Here is a 14,395-nt window from a genome sequence, read left to right on the forward strand (position 1 = left end):
CCCTGAAAATGCAACAAAGCAGTAAAGCATCTATACCTCTATATATGCATGGGAAGGAAAATTTATCACTAATCCTTTATTTCAACAATTGTAACACCTGACTCCCCTTCCCCGTATTTTCCAAGCCTGAAGGATTTTATACGGGGGTTGGATTTTAAGTACTTTTGTATACCGCTTCTTAAAACCCCGGTCCCTTTACCATGTATTATTGATACTTCCTTTAGACCTGCAATAATTGCATCATCCAAATATTTATCAACTTTATCCAAAGCTTCATCTAAGGTTAAACCTCTTATATCTATTTCCGTAGAAATATTTTTAGCCTTTGATGTACCTATTTCACCTAGCCCTGATTTTTCTATAACATCCTTTTGTTCATCTATAAGCTCTAAAGTTGATATATGAACATTTACCTTCATTATCCCCGCCTGTACCAACACTTCCCCTTCCTTGTCAGGAGGTGCAATTACAGTTGCCTTTTGGTTAAGGTCAGCAATTAAAACTGTATCGCCGGGTTTTAAATTTTTAGGAACCTTATATGATTTATTTCTTTTTATTAATTCACTTGAAAGCTTCCCTTCTATGTCATCAATTTTATTTTTAAGCTTCAGTCTCATTTCTTCTGCCTTTTTTTGCCTTAATTCAATCTGACTTTCCTTCTGGAGTTTCTTTATCTCAGAAATTATTTCTTCTGATTCCCTCTTAGCTTCAAGAAGAATCTTTCTTGCTTCTTCTCGGGCCTCCTTTATTAACCTATCCCTGCTTTTATTCAGCTTTTCTTTTTTTTCTTCAATTTCCCTTTTTAGTTTTTCTGCTTCAAGCCTGTACTTTTCCGCCATCTGTTTTTCGCTTTCCGTCTGGCTTAAATTTTTCTCAATGGACTGGAGCATATCTTCAAATTTAATATCTTCCCTTGTTAAAAATTCCTTTGCCCTTTCAATAACATCTTCCCTAAGACCTAATCTTTTAGATATGGCAAATGCATTACTCTTTCCGGGCACTCCTATAAGCAGCTTGTATGTAGGCTGCAGTGTTTCAACATTAAATTCACAACAGGCATTTTCCACATGCTTTGTAGTTAAAGCATATACTTTAAGCTGGCTGTAGTGGGTGGTGGCAACTGTAACAGCACCCCTTTGTCTTACATTTTCAAGTATTGATATTGCTAAGGCCGCCCCTTCTGTAGGATCAGTCCCTGCACCTAATTCGTCAAACAAAACAAGTGTATTGTCATCTACATTATTTAGTATATTTACAATGTTTTTCATATGGGATGAGAAAGTACTGAGACTTTGCTCAATGCTCTGTTCATCTCCAATATCTGCATAAACTTTATTAAAAACATTAAGGCTGGTTCCCTCATTTGCCGGAACATGAAGCCCTGCCTGCATCATAAGGGTAAAAAGTCCCACCGTCTTTAATGTAACGGTTTTTCCTCCTGTATTAGGTCCCGTTATAACTAAGGTATCAAAATCCTCCCCAATCCAAAAATCTATAGGCACCACGGTTTTAACATCTAGAAGGGGATGGCGTCCCTTTTTTATGACAATTTTACCCTCACTATTAATTTTAGGGCATGTGCATTTATAATTTAAACTAAGTTTTGACTTTGCAAAAATAAAGTCCAGCTTTGCCAAAAGAGAGACATTGGATTTTAACCCTTCTCCCATTCCCGCCACTTCTTCTGTTATTTCCTTTAGTATTCTTTCAATTTCAGCCTGTTCTTTGATTTTAAGTTCTTTTATCTTATTATTTGCCTCAACAACCGCCATCGGCTCTATAAAAATGGTAGCACCGCTGGCAGAAGAGTCATGCACAAGACCCGGGATTTCCCCCCTGTACTCCTGCTTTACAGGAATAACATATCTGTCCCCCCTCATTGTAACAATTGATTCCTGCATATATTTTTGATATTTAGGGGATTTTATAATATCGTTTAATTTGTCCTTTATAGACTCCTGGGCATTTCTTATCTGTCTTCTTATATTGTTTAATGTGCTGCTTGCCGTATCTGCAATTTCTTCCTCACTAATAATTGAGTTGCTTATTCTTTCCTCTAAGGGCCTGTTTGTCTCTAAAAGACTTATAAGCTCCTTTACTACGTTGTCTTGTTCTGCTTCAATCCTGTCTTTTGAAGCATAATTTTTCATGTTTCTCACAGCCCGGAGGACACCGGATATTTTTAACAGCTCTCCCGGGGTTAACATAGAACCTAACTCTGCCCTTTTTATGCTGTCCCTTATATCATAAATTCCGCCTAAAGGAGGCTCTCCTCTCCTAAAAATAAAACTTACCCCGTCAGATGTCTCCTTTAAAAGTTCTTTTACCCTGTTAAAATCCGTATCAGGCATTAAATCTTTTGCCAAGGCTTTCCCAAGGCTGGATGTAGCCAAATCCACCAATTTATTTATTATTTTATCAAACTCAAGTATTTTAATGGTTTTCTCATTCATAACAGTACCTCTTTCACTGATACATTTTTTAAAAAAGTTTTATAGTACTATTCTTCTTTAGATTCTTCTTTAGATTCTTCTTTAGATTCTTCTTTAGATTCTTCTTCAGGCTCTTCAATTTCTTCTTCATGTCCTAGAACCATATTTATCAATTTTTCCGTATCCTCTGCTATTATCTCCGTATGGCTAAAACTATAAGCATCTTCATTATTATTTAATACATTGTCCCATATCTTTTTAATGGCATCATTTAAACAAACCTTTACAGGTCCCCAAAGTGGTATTGCAGGATATGCCCTTCCATACTCTAACTGCTCTTTAAAAACCCCCCGCATTGGATGGTCTTTTATAAACGGGTTTTCACATGCCTTTTTTAAAGCCGGCAATTTTCCTGTCACTTTAGCATAATCAATCTGGGCATCTTCACTTGCTAAAAATTTTATAAGTTCTTTTGCATCATCTAAATTTTCTGATGATTTGGACACAGCCAAAAAGCTTCCCCCTAAAAATGATACCCTGCCTTCAGGACCTGCCGGAACCATGGCAACACCTATATTATCAGTTAAAGAATCTTCTTCTGTCTCCTCCTCATCACTTTCTTTTTCCACAAGACTTTCTAACTTATTTACTGCAGATAATGCTAAAAATGCAGTAGCGTATTTCCCTTCAATAAACATATCTTCCACTTCTTCGTATGTTTTTTCCAATGACTCCCTGTCAATTAACCCTTCTAATGCAAGTTCACTGTAAAATTTTATCCCTTCCAGTACCTTTGGACTGTTAAATGCTGATTTAGTTCCGTCGGGATTTAAAAAATTCCCGCCGGCACTGTAAATCCACCATGAAAAGTCGTCTACAGGATTTAAATCCTTTCCTCCAAAGGCGCCTAATGCAGCTATTTCTTCATCCCCTATTTCCAGCTTATTAAGTTTTTTTAATGATTCTTTAAAAGTATTCCAAGTGGAAAAATCCCTTGAAGCATCTACTTCTGCCATCTCACAAGCATCTTTCCTGTAAAAAAGTACTTTTGTATCTAAAAACCATGGTACCGCTGTTATTTTTTCTTCCCCTTTTATATTTGTTACATCTAAAGACGCCTTTACAAAATCACCTGTATTAATTACCCCGGACACATCAGCTAAAACATCTAAAGATGATATAGCTGCCACCCATTCCATATCCAGCTGTACAACATCAGGCATTTTGTCATTTTTAGCAGCATCGGTTATTTTTAAAAGTGCCTGGTTCCACTCTATTACCGTGGTGTTAACTTTAATATGAGGATTTTTGCGTAAAAAAGGTTTTATTAAATTCATAAAATCCTTCTGTGAATTTTTACTGTTTTTCATAATCCAGACTTCAAGACTTGCATCTTTTTCTATTTCTAAAGAATCCTCTTCATCATTCTCATTATTTTCATTAACAATATCACTGCTGCATGCAGTAAAATTAAAAATTAATAATATAGATATTAAAAATAGAACTATCCTTTTTAGCATTGACTATAAGCCCCCTTCATCGAAAAATAATACGTCCAATAAATAATATTATATACTTTATCTTAAAAAAACAACAGAGGTTATTTATTTTCTGTACATAAAATGCAAACAGACTGTACAGCCTTATATGGCTATACAGTCTGCCTGCACAAATCATGTTACTTAAAAATCAAATCTGTCCCGTTATCTCCCCTATATAAAACTGTTGTCTACAAATATCCCTATGTTGCTCTTCATGTGGCAATTCTCTTTTCTTTTACCTTAATTATATCCTTTTACTTCTAAATTTAGAAGGGTTATTTTTTATCACCCTGCAAAACTTATCCATTATCACTTTTATACTTTTTCTTTTCTAAAATACCCTTTGTTTGTACTTTTCTTACTGCTTCTTTGCTATTTTTAACCCCAAGTTTTTTCAATATGTTTCTTATCTGTGTTTTTATTGTGTTTTCTGTTTTTATAAGTTTTTCCTGTATTTCAGATCTGGTATAACCTTTTTCTAAAAGCTCAAATACTTCCTTTTCTGCACTTGTTAAATCTTTTAATTGCTCCTCTTTTTTTAATTTACTAAAATCAGCAATTAATAATTCATATGCTTTATAAGAGGATTTCTCATTATAAACTTCCCTTATTTCATCTGCTATAGTTTTATAATCGGTTTTTTTCACATATTTAACCGCACCTGCAGTAAATGAATCTATAATTAATTCTTTTTCCTCAAAAGATGTCAGCATGATAATTTTAGCATCTTTCTTAAGCTCTTTTATTTCTAAAGCCGCCTCTATCCCGTCATATTTATTGCTACTTAAACTAATATCCATCAATATTACATCAAAACTTAAATTATCCTTTATTAATTTTACTGCAGACTCCTTGCTGTCAGCAGTTCCAACCACCCTTATATCATCTTCTTTATTTAAAAGATTAGATATCGCAATAAGCCAGTTTTGCTCATCATCAACAGCAATCACCTTTATCACCACATCCCCTCCTTATCCTTTAATATGCTTATTCCCTTTTTGCAGGAAATGTAAGAAATACAGTTGTCCCAAGATTTTCTTTACTTTTTATAAAAATGTTACCGCCGTGTTTTTGCATAACATGTGCACAATAGGTAAGTCCTAATCCTAAATTATTTCTAAACTTTTTGGTGGTATAAAAGGGCTTGTAAATATAATTTAATTCGCTTTTACTTATCCCTTTGCCATTATCAGATATAGAAACGGTAATGGATTTTTTGTCCTTGAAGACATTAATACGGATTTTCCCTTTTTTATTAGTTTCAATAGATTCAACGGCATTTTTAATTATATTATAAATTACTTCTTTAGTGTGTATATCATCACAATAAATGAAAATATCATCTTCACAATTTGAATTTATGTCTACTTCAATGGAACTGCTAATTTCATTATTTACAATGAAAATAACCCCATCCAGCATTTCTTTTAAATTTTTATTTTTCATAACCAGCTTAAAATCTTCTGTTTTTTCCTTTATTCTATTTATAATTTCCAGCATACTTTGAGAAGTTTCTTCAATAATCCCGATTTCTTCAGGCACATTTTTATTTAATTTTTCATAATCACTTTTTAAATTGTGAAGACAGGTGGAAATAATTAAAACATTGTTTTTAAGTGCGTGATTAAGAATCATTGTCCCGGATGACATTACTTTTAATGAATAGTCCCTTTGAATTTTTTCAAGTTTAAGCCTTACATCCAATACTCCTGAACTTAATAAAAAATAAACAAAAAATGGCAACATAATAACAAAGAAAATCATATTAAACCTGAAATTTTCTACATACCCCACAAGCCTGGACAAATAAACAGAAAACATTTGAAAAAGCACCGGACTTGTAAAAAGCAAAACAACTGAATACCGCTTTCTTTCACCTGGACTTTTTTGTCTAATCATTCTTTTTACAATAATGAAGAACCCAATTAAAATATATGGTATGGCATATAAATTAATAATAATATAATTGTATTTCGGTTTTGGAAACAAATTCCCGTTGTTTATTGTATTTATCAGTGCAAAAACCGGGGGCAGAATAAATAAGTATTTTAGAATGCTTTTTATTTTGTTTTCCTTTATTACATATGTAAAGCTAAATCTTAAAAAAGCATACGGCAAAAACAAAATGTTAAGTAAAGTACAGCATACATATATCCAACCTGACACGGTCAGAACATTTTCATGTATATTTATGTGATTTTGAAAGTAAGGAATAAAGTTTTCAATAAGTGCTCTTCCAAAGGCTCCCGAACCACCTATAAAAGCAGTTATGGAAGCCCATCTCATTTCTTCATTTTTAGGGTCTTTCAATATTAAAAATATTGAAAGCGTCCATAAAGATATAAATATTATAGTCATAATCACCCATCCCTTACAAATGCCAGGCTGTTTATTTTGTTCATCCACTTTTTTGTTCTTTTATTTACAATTATAGCATATTTAGAGTACATAAGAATTTTTTTATCATGTTTTGAATCTGCAATTGAAATAATTTCATCTTTATTGAACATTTTTATATAATTTTCTTTAAAATTTTTTAAATGAGTTAAATCTACAAAGGCTCTGCCACCGGATTCAAATACCTCTAAGCATTTATATTTGACATTAAAATATTTTCCATATTCTTTTATCACCGGTTCTATAGAGGTGGATAACAAAATAACTTTTATTCCATTATCTTTTAAATAAAATATCAAATCATGAACATCCTGTATAAACCTGTTTTTAAGTATTTCATTAAAAAGCTCCCTTCCCCCCTTATTTAAATCATTAAGGGTGTATTTATTATAATTTTTATAAAAGGCTTTTTGAAATAATTCTCTATTAAAGAAATCCAGTAAAAGATATATTGGAATTTTTGTAAGGCAAAAAAATACAGCCCAGGGCTTGTATAAAGATTTTAGTCTCTTTTTTTGTAAAAATAAAAACAAATCCAATACATTTGACTTTGTTATTGTGTTGTCCACATCAACAATTGCATATTTTATTCCCTCTTTTGCAATCTTATCTACTATTTTACTATACTTATACATAGCATCCTCCAAAAAAATTGTATCTTTTTTGTGAATTCATTGCTATAAATGGTTTCTTATATTATGATATACAAATAAAAACCATTGCGCAATACGCCTTTTTATTGCACAATGGTTTTTAATCATTTATAAATTTATTTCCGTCTCTTTACCCATACCATTTTTAAACAAGTTATTATAAAACTAAGATATCTTTTAAAAGTTTAATAACACGTCCGGCAATTTTTTTTATTTGATAAAAAAAGACACTGCCATTTAATATATCAGTGCCTTTTTAAGTATATTTTTAATTAAAGTATTATGCAAATAAGGCCTCCGCTTCCCTCATTAATTATTTTTTGAAGGGTTTCCTGTAGTTTTAACTGTGCATCTTCCGGCATTCTGCCTAATTTATTTTGAAGCCCCTCGCTTACAAGCTCATGAAGGGATTTTCCAAAAATATTGGACTGCCATAATTTTTCCGGTTCTCCCTCAAATTCTTTCAATAGATAATTTACAAGTTCTTCAGACTGTTTTTCCGTACCTACCAAAGGTGCTATCTCAGTTTCAATATCAGCCCTTATCATATGAATAGACGGCGCACTTGCCCTAAGTTTTACTCCAAACCTGCTGCCATGTTTTACTATTTCAGGCTGTTCCAATGTCAGTTCACTAATTTGCGGTGTCACTATACCGTAGCCTTTTAGCTTTACATCATTAAGTGCATACTCAATTTTGTCATACTCTTTTTTCACCCTGGCCAAATCCTTCATAAGGCTTATTAATTTATGTTCACCGCTAATTTCAATTTCAGTCATTTCACTTAGCACCCGGTAAAAAAGCCCGTCTTCAACATTAATCTCTACTAAGGCATTTCCACTTCCTAAATTTATGTTGTCTACATAGGCTTTTTTAATAAACTCATACTCATCAAATTTTTCTACTGCCCCTTTTATCTCTCGTATTCTCTCAATTCCATCAAATACATCCCTTACGGCATTAATCATATCAACTTTAAGCCAGTACTCATCTTCTAAAGACTCTATCCATTTTGGAATGTTAATGCCAATTTCCCTGATAGGAAATTCAAGGAGTACACTCTCCATTATATTATTTAAATCCTCTATTTTAAGCTGTGCACAGTTTACTGCAACTACAGGAACTTGATATTTTTCCTCAAGTTCTTGTCTCAAACTTTCAGTTTCTACATCCCCCGGGCTTGTTGAATTTAAAAGAACTATAAAAGGCTTGTTTATTTCTTTTAATTCATTTATAACCCGTTCCTCTGCTTCAACATAATCTTCCCTCTCAATATCAGTTATACTTCCATCTGTTGTTACTACCAGTCCTATTGTAGAATGGTCATTTATAACTTTCTTTGTTCCAACTTCAGCAGCTTCAACAAATGGAACCTGATGGTCAAACCAAGGGGTGGAAACCATTCTTGGAGCATCATTTTCCATATGCCCTACCGCACCTTTTACCATATAACCCACACAGTCAACCAGTCTTACCTTAAATTTTATATTTTCATCAAGTACAATTTCCACTGCTTCATTTGGAACAAACTTTGGCTCAGTAGTCATTATTGTGCGTCCTGAAGCACTTTGGGGTAATTCATCCTTTGCTCTTCCCTTTGAATACTCATTTTCAATATTGGGTATTACCAACAAGTCCATAAATCTTTTAATAAATGTGGATTTTCCCGTCCTGACCGGTCCTACAACACCTATATATATGTCACCCTGTGTTCTTTCCGATATTTGCTGGTATATATTATACTTTTCCAACCCATAGAACCCCCTTACTTTTATTTTGGATCTAAAGTAATGTTATTTTCTACCTAAAACCTTTGCATTTTTTAAGAAATATCCAAAAAACAACTTAAGGTTTAAGTACTAGTACCTTTATCAATATAAATATATTGTGCATATCCATTTATTATTACAAAAAGGATAAAAAAAAAAGACAGATTTTCTCTGCCTTCTTTTAAATATCTCTTATTTACAACCAATATTATTTTTTATTAATTTAAAACATCTCATCTTTTTTATTTCTCATCATAAGGGCATTTACAGTACTTCCAGGGTCTTTTCCGTTAAACAAAACTTCATATGCCTCAAAGGTTATGGGCATGGTTACATTTCTTTTTTTAGCAAGATTGTATGCAGCTTTTGTGGTAGTAACCCCTTCCACCACCATTTTAACTTCTTTCATGGCCTCTTCCGGAGTTTTCCCCTGTCCTATAAGTATCCCGGCTCTTCTGTTTCTGCTGTGCATACTGGTACATGTAACAATAAGGTCACCTATTCCTGAAAGCCCTGCAAATGTCCGGGGATTTGCCCCCATGGAAATTCCCAGCCTTGATATTTCTGCCAATCCCCTTGTCATCAAAGCTGCCTTTGTATTATCCCCAAATCCTAATCCATCAGAAATACCGGCACACAGGGCTATAACATTTTTTAGCGCCCCGCCGATTTCCACCCCCACAATATCAGAATTTGTATATACCCTGAATAAAGGGGTCATAAAGATATCTTGTATAAATTCCGCCGCTCCTATATCCTCAGATGCTGCCACCACCGTAGTAGGAATACCATTTGCAACTTCTTCTGCATGACTTGGTCCTGATAAAGTAACTACATTGGCATCAGGTATCTCTTCACATATTACCTGTGATAATCTCAATCCCGTTTCTGTTTCAATTCCTTTAGAGCAGTTTACAATGATGGTATCTTTTTTTATGTAACTTGATATGTTTTTTGCATTTTCCCGTATAGTATGAGATGGCACAACCATCACCACTATTTTAGAATCATGCAAAGACTCTTCTATATCACCTGTACAAAATACTCCTTCAGGGATTTTTATTCCTGGAAGTTTTTCCTTGTGCTCTCTTAAATTATTTATCATATCTATTTCATCTTCAAAGCAAGACCACATTTTTACTTTATAACCTGACTTTGCAAGAAGAATTGCAAGTGCAGTTCCCCAGCTCCCCGCACCTATCATGGATATATTTTTATTCATTTATAAAAACCTCCCTGCCAAAAATCCTTATGTTTTTTTTGCACCCAGTTTTGACTCTTTCCCGTTTATAAGCCTTTCAATATTTGATTTATGCCTTGTAATAACAAGTAAACCTATCAAACCTGCAAATATGATATAAATAAATTCCTTCTCCATAAAAAACGAAACTGCCGGAAAAAGCATTGCTGCAACTATTGAGCCTAAAGAAACATACCTGGTTATAAGCACTATTAAAATAAAAAACGCCAAAAGTATAAGTCCAATGAGAGGCTTTGTGGTCATTATAACTGCAAAGGCTGTAAGAACCCCCTTCCCCCCTTTAAAACCAAAATACACCGGCCAGTTATGTCCTAATATTGCTCCTATTCCTCCTACCATAGCCCCAAAACTATCATGTATTTCTACCGCATCAGTCAGTATAATATTGCCAATTATGCATGCCAAAACACCTTTTAATACATCCCCTATTATAACAAAGATAGCCGGAAGCTTCCCAAGGGTTCTTAATGTATTTGTCATACCGGCATTTCCGCTTCCATGCTGCCTTACATCCACTTTATAAAACTTGCCTACAATTAAAGACGTATTTACACTTCCAAGGAGATAACCTATTAAAAAAGTTAAAACAGCCTTTATAACCATAAAATTATCCCTCACCCTTTTGTTTTAATTTAAATCTTATGGGAGTTCCTTCAAATCCAAAACTTTTCCTAAGCTGATTTTCTAAATACCTTTCATAGGAATAGTGCATAAGCTCTGCTCTGTTTACAAAAAGAATAAAGGTTGGCGGTTTTACAGAAGATTGGGTTATGTAGTATACTTTAAGCCTCCTGCCTTTATCTGAAGGTGGTTGTACCATTGCAATAGCTTCATTTAAAACATCGTTTAAAACTCCCGTCGCTATTCTTACTGATGCCTGACTGTGGACATATTCAATTAAATCATATAATTTATTAATTCTCAAACCTGTTTTTGCTGATATAAATAAAACAGGTGCATATGTCATAAAACTTAGCTTGTTGCGGATTTTCTCTGTATATTCTTCTAAAGTGCCGGTTTCTTTTTCAATTAAATCCCACTTATTAACCACAATTATTGATGCTTTACCCTGTTCATGGGCAAAACCCGCTATCTTTGTATCCTGTTCTGCAACCCCCTCCTGGGCATCTATCATAATAACACATACATCTGACCTTTCCACCGCAGTCCATGATCTTATAACACTATACTTTTCTATATTTTCGCGTATTTTGCTTTTTCTTCTTATTCCTGCAGTATCAATGAAGGTAAATTTTCCTTTCTCATTTTCCACATGCACATCTATAGCATCCCTTGTAGTTCCCGGAACATCACTTACAATAACTCTGTTTTCCCCTGTTATTTTATTTAAAAGGGAGGATTTGCCCACATTGGGCTTTCCAACTATAGCAACTTTAATAACATCGTCATCAGCTTCTTCTTCTTTTTCCTCAGGAAAATTTTTGTGTATTTCATCCAATAAATCTCCCATACCCAGTCCATGAATTGAAGATACTGCTATAAATTCCCCAAGTCCTAAATTATAAAACTCATAAATTTCAGCCGGGGGCTCCCCTATATTGTCAACTTTATTTACTGCTAAAATTACAGGTTTTTTTGTTTTCCTTAGCATAGATGCCACTTCCTTATCTGAAGGGGTAACACCATCTTTTAAATCAACTAAAAATACAATTACATCAGCTGTTTCAATAGCTATTTCAGCCTGATTTCTCATCTCAAGCATTATCTTATCCTGAGCATAAGGCTCTATCCCCCCGGTGTCAATAAGGGTAAACTTTCTGCCTCTCCACTCCACCTCTGTGTATATCCTGTCCCTGGTAACCCCTGGGGTATCTTCAACTATGGAAATTCTTTTTCCTGCTAAATAATTAAAAAAAGTAGATTTACCTACATTGGGTCTTCCAATAATTGCAACAATAGGTTTTGCCAACTTACTTACCTCCCTCAAATAACACACTATGCTGTACAAATCCTGTTATAGTTACATTTTGTCCACAAAAATCATTTTTTATTTTACAATACTACAAATTATAATACTACAAAAACAATTCCAATCCTTTTACCTTAAGAAAAAAGCAGCAGTTTTTACCTGCTGCCTTTTTTCTATTCAACACTTATTACCTCAATTGATTTCTTTTCACCTTTATGTTTTACTGTATAGTGTCCACACTCTTTACATACTCTGTGAAGCATTTTTAATTCGTGGCAATGTGGGCATTCTACTAAATTAGGTGCAGATAATTTCCACTGGGATCTTCTCTTCCCTGTCCTTGCCTTAGACCATTTTCGCTTTTGAACTGCCATTTATTACACCTCCTCATATTCATACAATAGGCACTTGTACATAAAATTAATTATTTTCCTGATTCTTAAAAAAATCTCCCAAAGCTTCCAAACGCAAGTCTATTTCTTCGTTTTTACAATTGCAAGTTTCTTCATTAAGATTAGCCCCGCAGTAAGGACAAAGCCCCCTGCACTCTTTTCTGCATACCTGCTTTGCCGGAAGATTTAATATTATATTGTCCTTAAAGACTTTTTCAAGCTCAACATATTTACCCCTATATGTATAAGCTTCTTCTTCACCTTTTCCCTCTTCAAAAAAATCTTCCTTAATGTCTGTATTTATTTCAGCTTCCACATCATTTAAGCATCTTGAACACTTTGATTTATACAAAGTACTTAATTTACCTTTAAGCTTTAAAACCCCTCCACTGTTCAAAATGCTGCCTTTAAATTTAACAGGTGATTCAAAACTTAAATCATCTGCGATGGCGTTTAAACCCTCCATCAATTGATTTATTTCAATTGGCAACTCACCGCCATCAGTTTTTAATATACCGCTTATATCAAATATCATATCTTCACCTCATAAACCAACAGTGAATATTATACTAGCAATTATACCCCGTGTCAAGAATTAAAAAACTAAAAAAAGCTGCCCACTTATCTATTAGTGTAGCAGCTCTCCATAAAATATTACCGGAAATTTATACGTTTTCGTCACCTTATCCTATTCGTACACCTTATCCTAAATATTAAATATCATTGCTTCTACTTATACTCTAACTCTATAATATAATTTTCTAATTCATCAGAAGATTCCATGGATTTATTAGATGACAACAAAACCTTAGTGCCGTTACCGTTCCAAAGAACCCTCCACCATATGTCACTTGGATTATTTACCATTTTATATATGGTAGTGCTGTCCTTTATTCCTTTGCCGGAAAGAGTTGCAACTTTAACATCAATGCTGCCTTCACAGTCATAAAAGTAAACTATTCTGTTGCCGTCCGGGGAAATATCATATCCGGAATGGTTTTTGGTCTGATATTCTGATAAAGTTTTTATTTCTTTTGTTTCTATATCTAAAAAATACACACCTCTTTTTAAAGTACGGGGTTCCCTTAAAGAATTTAGAAAAACTATGTTTTTTTCATCTTTTAATACGTTATAAAACGCAACATCATCAGCCAGCCATTCCACTTTTGGTATTTCTTCAGTTAAATCAATTTTATATAATTTTGAACCTGAGTTACCACCGCCTATAAAAAATATACACTGCCCCTCTTTGGAATATTTAGGTAAATCAATGTAGCTATATTTATCCGCTTCTTCTGACAAAGTATATTTTTCCGTTTTTTTCTCAGCTATATCATAAACAAAAAAATCATATGTTTTTTCTTCATCTCTTTTTAAACAATATGTAATATAGCCTCCGTCATCTGACCATCCAACTCCGTTAAATGTCTTAGCATATCTTAGCAAAAATTCGGTTATTTTATAACTGCTGTCTGTGGCTAAATCATAAATATACAACTCACAATTATTTTCTTTTTCACTGGGCTCAAATATATAATCCTTGTCACTTAAAAGAATACCGAGAATTTTATCCGAAATTAAAAGTTTTGTCCGGTCCGGAGATATCCCCACTACAGCGGCACCTTCTATTCTACTGTCATCACTTAAAAATAAATCTTTATAGCCGTCATTGTAAGCATCATATATACAGAGCTTTCTATTTCTTATAGGTTCCGGAATTCTTTTATCCATTGGATTACGCAGCAAAATATTGTTTTCCTCTAAATAACCTAATATTTTGTTAGGAATCATTTTAAAAGTCTTTACTCCTGTTACAACAGTCTTAGACAGCACCGGATTCCAAAGCTCATTCTCTTTTGGCGGCAGTACTAAAGTCTTACTCTCTTCTGCCTTTGTCAAATTCCAAAAAAATAAGGTTCCAATAGTTGTACATATTAATGTAACAGCCATTAAAATTATGGTTTTCTGCTATTTTCTTTTTGAATTCATTTTACACCTCTCCTTTTTTATAATTCATACT

General features: G+C 33.5%; 12 protein-coding genes. All 12 read right to left on the reverse strand.

The genetic code is table 11. The annotated features are described in order from the left end of the window. Positions 1-68: 68 nt before the first annotated feature. Positions 69-2,453: an endonuclease MutS2 gene (locus HVS_RS10620; protein WP_101302143.1), complete on the reverse strand. Its 2,385-nt coding sequence runs from the start codon at positions 2,451-2,453 to the stop codon at positions 69-71. Between the two features lie 47 nt (positions 2,454-2,500). Further along, positions 2,501-3,952 carry an extracellular solute-binding protein gene (locus tag HVS_RS10625; protein WP_101302145.1) on the reverse strand — a complete coding sequence of 484 codons (1,452 nt, stop codon included), beginning with the start codon at positions 3,950-3,952 and terminating at the stop codon, positions 2,501-2,503. A gap of 320 nt (positions 3,953-4,272) precedes the next feature. Then, entirely contained in the window at positions 4,273-4,932 is a 660-nt protein-coding gene (locus HVS_RS10630; protein ID WP_235827690.1) for a response regulator transcription factor, read from the reverse strand. A 28-nt stretch (positions 4,933-4,960) separates the two neighbouring features. Then, positions 4,961-6,331 (reverse strand): sensor histidine kinase, encoded by a 1,371-nt coding sequence (locus tag HVS_RS10635; RefSeq protein ID WP_101302149.1) that lies wholly within the window; start codon positions 6,329-6,331, stop codon positions 4,961-4,963. A gap of 2 nt (positions 6,332-6,333) precedes the next feature. Then, the gene (locus HVS_RS10640; protein ID WP_101302152.1) at positions 6,334-7,005 is read right to left on the reverse strand and encodes an HAD family hydrolase; all 672 of its coding nucleotides are present in this window, start codon (positions 7,003-7,005) and stop codon (positions 6,334-6,336) included. Positions 7,006-7,295: 290 nt separating this feature from the next. Then, positions 7,296-8,774 carry a stage IV sporulation protein A gene (gene spoIVA / locus HVS_RS10645; RefSeq protein WP_101302155.1) on the reverse strand — a complete coding sequence of 493 codons (1,479 nt, stop codon included), beginning with the start codon at positions 8,772-8,774 and terminating at the stop codon, positions 7,296-7,298. A 241-nt stretch (positions 8,775-9,015) separates the two neighbouring features. Next, on the reverse strand, positions 9,016-10,014 hold the full coding sequence (locus HVS_RS10650; RefSeq protein WP_101302157.1) for an NAD(P)H-dependent glycerol-3-phosphate dehydrogenase: 999 nt from the start codon (positions 10,012-10,014) through the stop codon (positions 9,016-9,018). Between the two features lie 27 nt (positions 10,015-10,041). Continuing rightward, positions 10,042-10,656 carry a glycerol-3-phosphate 1-O-acyltransferase PlsY gene (gene plsY, locus HVS_RS10655; protein ID WP_101302160.1) on the reverse strand — a complete coding sequence of 205 codons (615 nt, stop codon included), beginning with the start codon at positions 10,654-10,656 and terminating at the stop codon, positions 10,042-10,044. A gap of 4 nt (positions 10,657-10,660) precedes the next feature. Next, positions 10,661-11,983, reverse strand: coding sequence for a ribosome biogenesis GTPase Der (der, locus tag HVS_RS10660; RefSeq protein ID WP_101302162.1), 1,323 nt, complete (start codon positions 11,981-11,983; stop codon positions 10,661-10,663). 173 nt (positions 11,984-12,156) lie between these two features. Beyond that, a complete protein-coding gene (rpmF, locus tag HVS_RS10665) occupies positions 12,157-12,357 on the reverse strand; it encodes a 50S ribosomal protein L32 (RefSeq protein WP_101302165.1) in 201 nt (66 codons plus the stop codon). A gap of 46 nt (positions 12,358-12,403) precedes the next feature. Beyond that, on the reverse strand, positions 12,404-12,910 hold the full coding sequence (locus HVS_RS10670; RefSeq protein ID WP_101302167.1) for a YceD family protein: 507 nt from the start codon (positions 12,908-12,910) through the stop codon (positions 12,404-12,406). Between the two features lie 194 nt (positions 12,911-13,104). Then, positions 13,105-14,274 (reverse strand): TolB family protein, encoded by a 1,170-nt coding sequence (locus tag HVS_RS10675; RefSeq protein WP_159063448.1) that lies wholly within the window; start codon positions 14,272-14,274, stop codon positions 13,105-13,107. Positions 14,275-14,395: the final 121 nt, after the last annotated feature.

The sequence above is a fragment of the Acetivibrio saccincola genome (assembly GCF_002844395.1).
Classification (GTDB): domain Bacteria; phylum Bacillota; class Clostridia; order Acetivibrionales; family Acetivibrionaceae; genus Herbivorax; species Herbivorax saccincola.

Bases quoted from the DNA above. Each gene is read 5' to 3' on its own strand.
- HVS_RS10625 (WP_101302145.1), bottom strand. From the start codon at position 3,952: ATGCTAAAAAGGATAGTTCTATTTTTAATATCTATATTATTAATTTTT.
- HVS_RS10620 (WP_101302143.1), bottom strand. From the start codon at position 2,453: ATGAATGAGAAAACCATTAAAATACTTGAGTTTGATAAAATAATAAAT.
- HVS_RS10650 (WP_101302157.1), bottom strand. From the start codon at position 10,014: ATGAATAAAAATATATCCATGATAGGTGCGGGGAGCTGGGGAACTGCA.
- HVS_RS10670 (WP_101302167.1), bottom strand. From the start codon at position 12,910: ATGATATTTGATATAAGCGGTATATTAAAAACTGATGGCGGTGAGTTG.
- HVS_RS10640 (WP_101302152.1), bottom strand. From the start codon at position 7,005: ATGTATAAGTATAGTAAAATAGTAGATAAGATTGCAAAAGAGGGAATA.
- HVS_RS10635 (WP_101302149.1), bottom strand. From the start codon at position 6,331: ATGACTATAATATTTATATCTTTATGGACGCTTTCAATATTTTTAATA.
- rpmF (WP_101302165.1), bottom strand. From the start codon at position 12,357: ATGGCAGTTCAAAAGCGAAAATGGTCTAAGGCAAGGACAGGGAAGAGA.
- plsY (WP_101302160.1), bottom strand. From the start codon at position 10,656: ATGGTTATAAAGGCTGTTTTAACTTTTTTAATAGGTTATCTCCTTGGA.